At 55.4% G+C, this 11726-nt stretch carries 9 protein-coding genes; 3 read left to right on the top strand and 6 right to left on the bottom strand.

All coding sequences use genetic code 11. From position 1 onward, the window contains the following. Positions 1–552: 552 nt before the first annotated feature. The 4 genes from JMJ95_RS08570 to JMJ95_RS08585 form a co-directional block, all read right to left on the bottom strand. The gene (locus tag JMJ95_RS08570; protein ID WP_290684517.1) at positions 553–2163 is read right to left on the bottom strand and encodes an IS1634 family transposase; all 1611 of its coding nucleotides are present in this window, start codon (positions 2161–2163) and stop codon (positions 553–555) included. Positions 2164–2558: 395 nt separating this feature from the next. Continuing rightward, complete coding sequence (locus JMJ95_RS08575) at positions 2559–3164, bottom strand: plasmid pRiA4b ORF-3 family protein (RefSeq protein ID WP_290684518.1); 606 nt, start codon at positions 3162–3164, stop codon at positions 2559–2561. A gap of 867 nt (positions 3165–4031) precedes the next feature. After that, positions 4032–4304, bottom strand: coding sequence for a helix-turn-helix domain-containing protein (locus JMJ95_RS08580; RefSeq protein ID WP_290684519.1), 273 nt, complete (start codon positions 4302–4304; stop codon positions 4032–4034). After that, positions 4301–4594, bottom strand: coding sequence for a type II toxin-antitoxin system RelE/ParE family toxin (locus JMJ95_RS08585; protein WP_290684521.1), 294 nt, complete (start codon positions 4592–4594; stop codon positions 4301–4303). The genes JMJ95_RS08580 and JMJ95_RS08585 overlap by 4 nt, the downstream gene beginning before the upstream one ends. A 1137-nt stretch (positions 4595–5731) precedes the next feature. On the opposite strand from JMJ95_RS08585, the gene JMJ95_RS08590 reads away from it, so the two are divergent. Continuing rightward, entirely contained in the window at positions 5732–6913 is a 1182-nt protein-coding gene (locus JMJ95_RS08590) for an ATP-binding protein (protein WP_290684523.1), read from the top strand. Between the two features lie 1251 nt (positions 6914–8164). Here JMJ95_RS08590 and JMJ95_RS08595 read toward each other — a convergent pair. Continuing rightward, positions 8165–8614 (bottom strand): type II toxin-antitoxin system HicB family antitoxin, encoded by a 450-nt coding sequence (locus tag JMJ95_RS08595; RefSeq protein WP_290684524.1) that lies wholly within the window; start codon positions 8612–8614, stop codon positions 8165–8167. Positions 8615–8702: 88 nt separating this feature from the next. Then, on the bottom strand, positions 8703–8942 hold the full coding sequence (locus JMJ95_RS08600; RefSeq protein ID WP_290684526.1) for a hypothetical protein: 240 nt from the start codon (positions 8940–8942) through the stop codon (positions 8703–8705). Between the two features lie 40 nt (positions 8943–8982). Between JMJ95_RS08600 and JMJ95_RS08605 the strand changes: the two genes are divergently transcribed. Together JMJ95_RS08605 and JMJ95_RS08610 are read left to right on the top strand one after the other, a co-directional pair. Next, entirely contained in the window at positions 8983–9585 is a 603-nt protein-coding gene (locus tag JMJ95_RS08605; RefSeq protein WP_290684527.1) for an ATP-binding protein, read from the top strand. Further along, entirely contained in the window at positions 9548–10594 is a 1047-nt protein-coding gene (locus tag JMJ95_RS08610; RefSeq protein WP_290684528.1) for an AAA family ATPase, read from the top strand. Before JMJ95_RS08605 ends, JMJ95_RS08610 begins: the two co-directional genes overlap by 38 nt. Positions 10595–11726: the final 1132 nt, after the last annotated feature.

An 11726-nucleotide genomic window follows, 5' to 3' on the forward strand; every position in this document is an offset into this window, starting at 1 on the left:
AAAGGGTGTCATCCTGAGGCCGGCTTTTGGGCCGAAGGATCTCGCCTTGCCCCTAAGGGACGAAAGACCATGACCGAGGTCCTCCCCTCGCTATGCTCGGGATGCTCCGCGATCGCTTCGCTCAGGATGACAGAAAGGATGTCATCCTGAGGCCGGATTTTTGGCCGAAGGATTTCGGTCTTGAGAGACGAAGGATCAACCCCGAGGTCCTTCGCATCCGCTCAGGATGACAGAGCAAGGTCCTCCCCTCGCTATGCTCGGGATGCTCCGCGATCGCTTCGCTCAGGATGACAGAGCGAGGTCCTCCCCTCGCTATGCTCGGGATGCTGCGCGATCGCGTTCGCTCAGGACGACGTCTGTTCTGTCATCCTGAGGCCGGATTTTTGGCCGAAGGATCTCGGTCTTGAGAGACGAAGGATCAACCCCGAGGTCCTTCGCATCCGCTCAGGATGACAGAGCAAGGTCCTCCCCTCGCTATGCTCGGGATGCTCCGCGATCGCTTCGCTCAGGACGACAAACCGCTCGTGTCATCCTGCCTGGATTCCCGCCCACTCATAACGAGCCTGGAGGCGGAACACCCAGCGCGGCATAGATTTGTTTCTGTTTCTCCAAAACTTCACCAACCCGCAGCTTCTGTCCCGGATACTCAAAGCATTCGATCACATCAAGTTTATCCAGAAGTCCCTGAAGGGTGTAGTCCCTGAACAGGCCCGTATCCTGCATCCGCTTCTTTATGTACGACAGGTAAATCAGGGCGATGAACTCAACGAACAGTTTGCCTTCGAGGCTTTGTTCCGAAGAAACAAGAGTTCGCCTCATGTTGAGCCGCTCCTTGAGGTTGCCGAAGGCCTTCTCGACCAGGTCCTTGTTGCGGTAGAGCTCAAGGGCGGTGACTGCGTCCATGGTCTCGTTGGTGAGCAGGGCGAAGAAACCGAACAGCTCTTTCTCTTTGGCCACAGCTTCCTCCCTGACGGTGACTTTGATCCCCCGTTTGGGTGCGGTCCTGATGTCGAAGTACCTGCTGTACCCGGTCTCGTGCTCCGGAACCCTTTTGCCCGACTCGAGTTCGTTCCTGAGGGCGATCAGCCGGCGGTCGAAGGCCTTCTCTTCCTCGGCCGCCCTGTCGATGTTGTAGTAGTAGTGCACGTAGATGCGCCTCGGCTCCGAGACAGTATCCCCCTTGTACGGACGGTATTGCCTGTAGTTCCATTCGGCCTGCACCGTATGGCAGTAGAGCCCGTACGTGTCGTTGAAGCGGTCGTAGGAGCGGAACTGCCCGTATATGGGTTCCAGATTCTGCCTGACGAAGGACAGGGACATCTTCCCCGCGATCAGGAACTTGACATGCTCCCTGAAGAGGGCGTTGAGGTTGTCCTCGCTGTAGAACCCCCTGTCCATGACCAGCTTGACCTTTGAGTATCCGAGGACGTCCAGCTCCGACAGAAGAAGCTTGACCGTCTTCACGTCGGGGATGTTCCCGGCCATCTTGCGGTAGTAGAAAGGAAGCCCGGAGCTTTCGCCGAAGACAAGGGCCAGGTTCAACTGGGGCAGACGGTCGTTCTCCTTGTTGTTGCCGTAGAGAACCTGCCTGAGGCACTCGGAGCAGCTTGATATGGAGGTGATGTCATAAGCCCAGAACTCGTTCTCCAAACGGCGCCTCCCCTGAAGCCTGAAGAACTCGTTCTTCCCTTCTTCCGTGATGGACGCGAAGAGCTCGCTGCTGCGCTGGGAGGTGATGCTGTCCCCGCAGGGGTGTTTGTGAAGGGAGCCCCACTTCTCGAACCGGTAGAGGGGATTCTTGTCCTCCAGAATCAGGTAATAGGCTATGGACAGGATCTGCCTGAAGGTCTTAGGGAAGCACCTCTTCAGGTCCTCGGTGATGCCCAGCTGTTCCCCGATGGCATCGAAGAGCCAGGTCGCACCGTAGAAGAGCCTCGCGGTCCGGGTGGCCGGAACGGGGCCGGGTTTGACAGCTGTCTCCCCGGCTCTTTTCTTTCGTCCCCTGCCGTCGGTGGGACTGATCTCGCCGGTTTTTTCATCGACCCGGCCGACCAGGGTCCGCTTCGCCCGTGACTGCTTTTTTTCCTTGTCCCAGTAGGAGACTGATTCATAGGCGTAGGTGATCCCGGAGCGTTTGTCCTTCTGGAAGACAATGCTTGCCATAGCCCCACCTCCTCGTTACGTATATATTATTACATAACGAGGATCACGTCAAGTACTTTTGTTGTCAAAGTGCTATCGTCACTGGCTTTATTGCGGTTTACCCGGCGTTCTCGTTAGGTGTGGCCGGGAATCCAGGATCCTGAGGAGCGCAGCGACGAAGGATCTGCTCCGGAACCTGTCCCGTCACGTCAAAAAAAAGGGAGGCCGAACGGCCCCCTTCAACACCGGTCTATTCCTTCCTGAAAAGCGTCAGAAGCCTACCCCGAGCAGAAGGCCCCAGGGAGAAACAGCCGAGGCCGCGCACCCTTCCACATCGACCTGGAGGCGTTTCCCTTCGCCGCTCCGCAGATCGTCGAAAAAGGGACCCCCCGCAGCCTCGGGAAAGGGGATATCCCTTACTCATACCACTCGATGGGGCCCCAATCCAGATATCGGTCCCGGGACCACCGCAGGTATTTTATCAGCATCCAGTTGATAGCGCTGAGGTCGAAAGACTCGCTGTCGAACTCGCCGCCGACCCACTCCAGGAGTTCATCATGGTCTTCATGGGCTGGGTTTTTCAGAACCTTGCAGAATTCGTAATATCCGGGGACTCCGCCCACATCCTCCGGCGGGCAGGCCCGTTCTCCTTCGAAGCAAAGCTGCACGGACTCGGCAAAATCATTGACCTCAAGGGTCAGTTCATGTTCCCAATCGTCGCCGAAGTCGTACCGGTACAGAAATGTTCGTCCTTCTTTCTTTATCAGGTCCCCGAGGCGGTACCGCCCGCACTCCAGCCCGTCCTTCCGTGATTCGGGGAATTCAGTGTAGCGTTTCTTCCCTATGGTAAACTCGTGAAGATGGTTGTCGTTCCACCCCATGACGATCTGGATGACGTCGTGCAGCCGATCCAGGGTAATGCTCGCAGGCACCGTGAATCGCCGCCATATTTCCGGCTCGATATGGAGCAGCCGTATTTTCAGCAAATAAAACCGTTCTTTCCTCAATTCTTCATCATTCATCTCCGCACCTCGCATTCCGGCTCTTCCTGTGGCCGGGAAATAAAAAAGCCGTTTCTTGGACGTCCCATGATCTTCCGGGCGGAACAGGCCCGCAACAATCCCCGGCAAGGCATCAAACGTCCCTGTCGGCCCGAAGCCTGAAAAGCCAAAACAATGCCATTATGGTGGAACGGACGGGCTTCGTCAATAAAGGGCCCCGTTTTTTTTCTTCCGGAGAGCGAGAGGAAATGCTGTTCTGAAGGGCGAAGCAGCTTGCAGTCCCGAACGACTGCAGGGATCGCGGAGCTTCGCCGCAGGGGGAGGATCTGGGCTTGATTCTGAGTGTCTTCAAAGCCCTAAAACCAGATCCTTCCCTCGCTGTGCTTGGGATGCTTCGCGATTGCGTTCGCTCAGGACGACAGAGGATTGTCATCCTGAGGCCGGGTTTATGGCCGAAGGATCTGGACTTGATTCTGCGGGTCTTCAAAGCCTTAAAACCAGGTCCTTCCCTTGCTGTGCTCGGGATGCTCCGCGATCGCTTCGCTCAGGACGACAAACCGCTCGTGTCATCCTGAGGAGCGAAGCGACGAAGGATCTGGATTTTAAGGCCCTTCACGTGCAACCCCGAGGTCCTCCCCTCGCTGTGCTCGGGATGCTGCGCGATCGGCCATGAAGATCGGCCTCACGACGACAAGCCGCTCGTGTCGTCCTGAGGGCTGTTCCTCCGCCCGATCGCGGAGCTTCCCCGCAGGGGAAGGATCTGCTTCTGCCTTTGTTTCATCAACGAATGTTGGAACACCAAGAATATTTCAGGGGCCGTTAAGAGGGTAATGTAAACTTTTCGGGTTCCTGTTTTGGATAAGAGTATTCAGAAATAAGATACTTTGTTTACGCCTCGACGAGGACGCGGACCGTGTGTCCCAAAGTTGTGGCGATGTTGACGAGGGAATCAATGGAGAACTTGGTGATTTTCCCCCGCAAAAGATCATTCACCCTGGGCTGACTGATACCGCACTTTTGAGCGGCCTCGACCTGAGTCCATCCGTTCCGGCGGATATCCCGGGCGATTTCGAGCATGAGTTCGGAGCGGAGCCGAAGATTTGCCCTCTCCTGCGGCGAGTCTTCAAGGGCATCCCAGACACTTTCATATGGAATATTCATTTTTTCTCACCTCCGGATGAGAGTTCCTTGTATCGTTTGCGTCCCAATTCAATATCCTGCCGGGGAGTAGCCTGTGTTTTCTTCTGAAAGGCGTGGAGGACATATATGGCTTCCGGCCGGTTTACCGCGTAAAAAACCCTGAAAACCCCACAGTCGTCGCGGATGCGAATCTCATATACCCCTGGCCCGATGACCGGTATGGGTTTGAAGTCGGCCGGAGGTTCCCCGTGTTGTACGGCGTTAAGATTGTGCCCGGCTTCCTGTCGGGCTGAGACAGGGAATTCCTTCATCCGCCTGAGAGAATCGCCTAAAAAACATATGGGTTTCATGGATTCTATTATATACAAATGGATATAAAACGCAAGTGAAAATGAAAGCGAACCGAGGCCAGATCCTTCCCTCGTGTTGCTCGGGATGCTGTGCAATCGCATTCGCTCAGGACGACAGAAGCGAGATCCTTCCCTCGCTGTGCTTGGGATGCTTCGCGATTGCGTTCGCTCAGGACGTCAGAGGATTGTCAGTTGTCATCCTGAGGCCGGCTTTTTTGGCCGAAGGATCTGGACTTGAGGGGTGAAGGATCAACCCCGAGATCCTTCGCATCCGCTCAGGATGACAAAAGCGGGATGCTTCGCGATCGGCCATGAAGATCGGCCTCAGGACGACAAACCGCTCTTGTCATCCTGAGGAGCGCAGCGACGAAGGATCTGGGCTTGAGAGCCGAAGGATCAACCCCGAGGTCCTCCCCTCGCTGTGCTCGGGATGCTCCGCGATCGCTTCGCTCAGGATGACAAAAGCGGGATGCTTCGCGATCGCTTCGCTCAGGACGACAAACCGCTCTTGTCATCCTGAGGCCGGCTTTTTTGGCCGAAGGATCTCGCCTTGCCCCTAAGGGACGAAAGACCAAGTCCGAGATCCTTCGCTTCGCTCAGGATGACAAAAGCGGGATGCTTCGCGATCGCTTCGCTCAGGATGACAAAAGCGGGATGCTTCGCGATCGCGTTCGCTCAGGACGACGTCTGTTCTGTCATCCTGAGGCCGGCTTTTTTGGCCGAAGGATCTCGCCTTGCCCCTAAGGGACGAAAGACCAAGTCCGAGATCCTTCGCTTCGCTCAGGATGACAAAAGCGGGATGCTTCGCGATCGCATTCGCTCAGGACGTCAGAGGGTTGTCATCCTGAGGCCGGGTTTATGGCCGAAGGATCTGGACTTGATTCTGAGGGTCTTCAAAGCCCTAAAACCAGGTCCTCCCCTCGCTACGCTCGGGATGCTGTGCGATCCCTGCGCCAGGGACGACAGAACCGCCCCTCACCCAGACCGTCGGCGAATCAGGCTAATTGGCATTTCAATTGACAATCAGCCGGATATTTTGTATCCTGACGCCGAGGCCGGTATAAAACCTCAAGAACGACCAAGGCGAGGGGATCAGGAATGTACGTACAAAGAATAATGGAGCGGACAGTGAGAACCCTGATCAAGGGTTTTCCCTGCATCGCCGTCACCGGGGCGAGACAGTCCGGAAAGACCACCTTCGTTCGTCGGATTTTCCCTGAAAAAGCTTATGTTTCGCTGGAGGATCCGGACCAGCGGGAGTTCGCCCAAAACGATCCCCGGGGTTTTCTGGACCGCTTCCCGGACGGCGCCGTACTCGATGAGGCCCAACGAACCCCGCGGCTCTTCTCGTACCTCCAGGGGCGCCTGGACATTGACGGCAGGACGGGCCTCTTTGTGCTCACCGGATCCCAACATTTTCACCTCGTGGAAAACATCACCCAGAGCCTCGCGGGCAGAACGGCCCTCCTTCATCTGCCGCCCTTTTGCTTCGACGAGCTGAAAAACGTCTCCCTACTCCCTGAAAAAGCTGACAGTACCATGCTCAGGGGCGGTTATCCACCGATTCACACCCGAAGGGTCGAACCGTCATCCTGGTTCGCAGGATACACCGCAACCTATTTGGAGCGGGATGTCCGTTCCCTGCTGAACGTCCGTGACCTCTCCGCATTCCAGCGTTTTGTGCGGCTTTGCGCCGGACGGGCAGGGCAGCTTCTCAACTTTTCGTCCCTTTCGGCCGAATGCGGCGTTGTCCACAACACCGCCAAAGCATGGATCTCCGTCCTGGAGGCAGGTTCCATCGTCTTTCTATTGCGCCCGTACTTCCGGAATTTCAACAAGCGCCTCGTCCGGACGCCGAAGCTCTACTTTCTGGACACCGGGCTGCTCTGTTACCTGCTCGGAATACGGAACGAAGAGCAGCTTGAAGTCCACCCGCTGCGGGGCGCCGTCTTCGAGAATATGATCGCTGCCGAGCTGCTGAAAACCCGCCTGAACGAGGGGCGGGAGCCGGAACTGTACTTCTGGCGCGACAGAAGTGGCTTCGAAATAGATTTTGTGATTGAAAACAACGGATTGCTGGACGCTGTGGAAGTAAAATCAGGGCGGACAGTCACCGGAGAATTCTTCCGAGCTCTTACGCGCTGGAAGGAAATAGCCGGAAAGGACGCAGGCAGAACGGGTCTTGTCTACGGCGGAGATGAGGAGTACCAGCGGGAGGGACACACGATTCTCTCATGGAGAAATGCGGCAAAAATAGCCAACTGGCCGCTGGAAAGGTAAGCATTGGGAAAAGCCCTTTGCTGAGCTCTGGGTCCTGTTGTCATCCTGAGGGCTGTTCCTCCGCCCGATCGCGCTCGCGGAGCACCCAGAACGAAGTGGAGGGAGCATCCCCGAAGGGGGAGGATCACGGTCCTGCTGTCATTCTGAGGAGTGAAGCGACGAAGAATCTGGGCTTGAGAGCCGAAGGATCTCGCCCTTGTTGTCATCCTGAGGCCGGCTTTTTTGGCCGAAGGATCTTGCCCTTGTTGTCATCCTGAGGGCTGTTTCACCGCCCGAAGGATCTGGGTTTGAGAGCCGAAGGATCAACCCCGAGATCCTTCCCTCGCTGTGCTCGGGATGCTTCGCGATCGCTTCGCTCAGGACGACAAGCCGCTCGTGTCATCCTGAGGCCGATTTTCATGGCCGAAGGATCTCGCCCTTGCCCCTAAGGGACGAAAGACCAAGTCCGAGATCCTTCCCTCGCTGTGCTCGGGATGCTCCGCGATCGCTTCGCTCAGGACGTCAGAGGATTGTCATCCTGAGGCCGGCTTTTTTGGCCGAAGGATCTCGCCCTTGCCCCTAAGGGACGAAAGACCAAGTCCGAGGTCCTTCCCTCGCTGTGCTCGGGATGCTCCGCGATCGCTTCGCTCAGGACGACAAGCCGCTCGTGTCATCCTGAGGCCGATTTTCATGGCCGAAGGATCTCGCCCTTGCCCCTAAGGGACGAAAGACCAAGTCCGAGATCCTTCCCTCGCTGTGCTCGGGATGCTGCGCGATCGCGTTCGCTCAGGACGACAGAAGCGAGGTCCTCCCCTCGCTGTGCTCGGGATGCTGTGCAATCGCATTCGCTCAGGACGACAAACCGAGGTCCTTCGGCCATGAAAATCGGCCTCAGGACGACAAGCCGCTCGTGTCATCCTGAGGCCGGCTTTTTTGGCCGAAGGATCTCGCCCTTGCCCCTAAGAGACGAAAGACCAAGTCCGAGATCCTTCCCTCGCTATGCTCGGGATGCTCCGCGATCGCTTCGCTAAGGATGACAAAAGCGGGATGCTGTGCGATCGCTTCGCTCAGGATGACAAAAGCGGGATGCTTCGCGATCGCGTCCGCTCAGGACGACAAGAGCGAGGCCCTTTCCCTTCGGGGATGCAACGCAATCGCTGCGTTCAGGACGATACCGGGCACCAGGCCCTTACCCGTTCTCAAGAAAAGAAAGCATAAACTTCCAGGGAAAGAAATGCCCCTGTCGAAAAATATCCGACAAGGGCATTTCTTTCAGTAGTGTGCCGTTTTGGGATTCCGGTCCGTCTGCAGCCTTTCTTTAATGGCGTTTTGCAGTTCCTGTGAGAAGTTGATATTGCTCTGTCTAGCCATTTCATCCATCCATGAGGGGAGGGTAATGGTCCTGCTGACGGAACGATTTTCCCAAGATCTTCTGGCAGCCCCCATATCAGCAACTATGAGGCTGGTAAATTGATCACCGACGCACTTGATAGAACGAATGTCGGAGGGGGCAGGAATGCCTTTCCCGTCTCTCTCCATCCAGTAAAGAACATTTTCAAGCGCCTCTTTTCCCTCTGTGAGGGCTTCTTCAACAGTGGCCCCATTGGCAAAGCAGTTTTCAAGGTCAGGAAATGTGACATTGATCACTCCTCCGTCATCCATGTCCTGTTCAAGAACAGCGGGGAAGGCGTAATACTCCTGGTGTTTCCTTTTGTCCACCATGGTTTCACCTCGCATTCGTAAAAAAACTTCATAAAAATCAGCTTTATTTATAATACGGTACAGGGTGTTTAGCTGATTCAGTGTCTATTTAAGTCCTATCAACTTGAGAATCAATTGCTTGGTCTTCTTGCTCGCTCGGGGCAGTTGGAATATCAAAAGGGTTATGCCCTTCTTTTCTGGCCACCAGATGCCCTGATGACCCTTTCGATTCAATAGTCCATCCCTGGGCGCGGATCAGCTTTTTCAACTCTTCCACTGAGTAATCCTTGCCTGGGACGTATTTCGGCGAACGCCCCATCGGTTCACCTTCTTTCTTTATCCACTCCATATTTTAACACATATAAAATATGTTTATAGGGGCAAGGGGAATGTTAAAACAGACCATCTTTGTTCTGGGGTACCCCCGAAAAAACTTTGACAAAAAGAGTACGATGCAACATGATAAATTTGCAGAACGCTCGAAACAGAAGGCCGGGGGTGCGGCCGCAGTTCCGCTGGTGGGAGGAGGGGACGATATGAATTTCAGAATTTTGGACATTGGCCAGTTTGCGGATATATCCGTTGATTTTGGAGACCTTACGCTTTTAGTTGGCGCTCAGGGAACAGGCAAAAGCATCTTTTTGCAGCTTTTCAAGCTCTCCCAGGATCAAAAGTACGTAAAAAACACGATGAATCAGTTTGGCCAGGACTGGAATATGAAAAGTAGGCCCGGATTGATGGCGGCCTATTTTGGCGAAGGAATGAACCACATATGGAGACCTCAAAGCCGTATTCTCCGCGACGGCAGAGATGCGGCCCCCTCCCCCCGAATGCCCGTAAAAGAAAAAAATTATGCCGAAACGGTCTATTACATTCCTGCGCAAAGAGTGCTGACGATGCTGACAGGCCGGCCACAGCCCTATAGGAGCTATACGCCGAGAGACCCTTTTTATTGTGAAAAATTTCAGCGAGCGTATACGCCTGTACCTTGAAGGGCTGAAAGAGAGAGAAAGACTCTTCCCCATCATACAGAAAACAAAAGAACCGATTCGGGATGTTCTCAATTCTAGTATTTTTCACGGAGCCTCACTTTCACGCAGCGCGACGGCCGGACAAAAAGAAGTGCGGCTGAATGTGGATGGAGATGAAAAGCGGGCAATTTCGTACATGACGTGGTCTACGGGACAAAGAGAATTCCTGCCGATGCTGCTTGGATGTTACGAGTTGCTGCCGGGAGGGAAAGTCACAAAACGGAAAGAGATTGAATGGGTGGTGATCGAAGAGCCGGAAATGGGACTTCACCCAATGGGAACGTTTGCCGTCATGGTTCTTATCCTGGACATTCTGAGCCGGGGGTACAAAGTTGCCGTCACGACCCACTCCTCAAATGTTCTGGATATCGTGTGGGCAATCGAGGCGATCAAGCGGCAGGAAATAAATGAAGACCGGAAGATTGAGCTGATCTCGCGACTGCTCGACCTTCCCGGCAGCAACAAAGGAATATGCGATATGATCGGCCATGTGTTGCGCCTTGAATTCAGGACGCATAGTTTTTATTATCAGAAAGGCCGTGTTCAGGCTAAGGATATTTCATCTCTTGATCCTGGAGACGAAGATGAGATCGTAGCGGGCTGGGGAGGATTGGCCGCCTACAGCGGACGTGTGTCCGACTTGGTTGCCGAAGCCGTGAGTGCTGTAATCCTGAAGCGCGCTACCGTGGAGTTCTGTCATCCTGAGGCCGGCTTTTTTGGCCGAAGGATCTGGATCTTGAGGGACGAAGGATCTCGCCCTTGCTGCCATCCTGATGGCTGTTCCATCGCCCGATCGCGCTCGCGGAGCACCCTGAACGAAGTGGAGGGAGCATCCCCGAAGGGGGAGGATCACGGTCCTGCTGTCATTCTGAGGAGTGAAGCGACGAAGAATCTGGGCTTGAGAGCCGAAGGATCTCGCCCTTGTTGTCATCCTGAGGGCTGTTTCACCGCCCGAAGGATCTGGGTTTGAGAGACTAAGGATCAACCCTGAGGTCCTTCGCTTCGCTCAGGACGACAGAAGCGAGATCCTTCCCTCGCTATGCTCGGGATGCTCCGCGATCGCGTTCGCTCAGGACGACAAGCCGCCCATGTCATCCTGAGGAGCGCAGCGACGAAGGATCTGGGCTTGAGAGCCGAAGGATCTCGCCCTTGTTGTCATCCTGAGGGCTGTTTCACCGCCCGAAGGATCTGGGTTTGAGAGACTAAGGATCAACCACGAGGTCCTCCCCTCGCTATGCTCGGGATGCTCCGCGATCGCTTCGCTCAGGATGACAGAAGCGAGGCCCTTCCCTTGCTATGCTCGGGATGCTGCGCGATCGGCCATGAAGATCGGGCTCAGGACGACAAGCCGCTCGTGTCATCCTGAGGAGCGCAGCGACGAAGGATCTGGGTTTGAGAGCCGAAGGATCAACCCCGAGATCCTTCGCTTCGCTCAGGATGACAAAAGCGGGATGCTCCGCGATTGCTTCGCTCAGGACGACAAGCCGCCCATGTCATCCTGAGGAGCGCAGCGACGAAGGATCTGGGCTTGAGAGCCGAAGGATCAACCCCGAGATCCTTCGCTTCGCTCAGGATGACAAAAGCGGGATGCTGTGCGATCGCTTCGCTCAGGACGACAAGCCACCCATGTCATCCTGAGGAGCGCAGCGACGAAGGATCTGGGCTTGAGAGCCGAAGGATCAACCCCGAGATCCTTCGCTTCGCTCAGGATGACAAAAGCGGGATGCTGCGCGATCGCTTCGCTCAGGATGACAAAAGCGGGATGCTTCGCGATCGGCCATGAAGATCGGCCTCAGGACGACAAACCGCTCGTCTCATCCTGAGGAGTGCAGCGACGAAGGATCTGGGCTTGAGAGCCGAAGGATCAACCCCAAGGTCCTTCGCTTCGCTCAGGACGACAGAAGCGGGGTCCTTCCCTCGCTGTGCTCGGGATGCTGCGCGATCGCTTCGCTCAGGACGACAAACCGAGGCCCTTCCCACTGGAAACGCCGCCGGAATTCCGGTTCGTATCAAACAATCGTATTTTTCAGCGGATAAGACCGTTCTACCCCGTAACCGTTCATTTCAGCGTCTCGTATTTCGACCAGAAGCTTTTCTTGCGG

The sequence above is a fragment of the Aminivibrio sp. genome, assembly GCF_016756745.1.
Classification (GTDB): Bacteria; Synergistota; Synergistia; order Synergistales; family Aminobacteriaceae; genus Aminivibrio.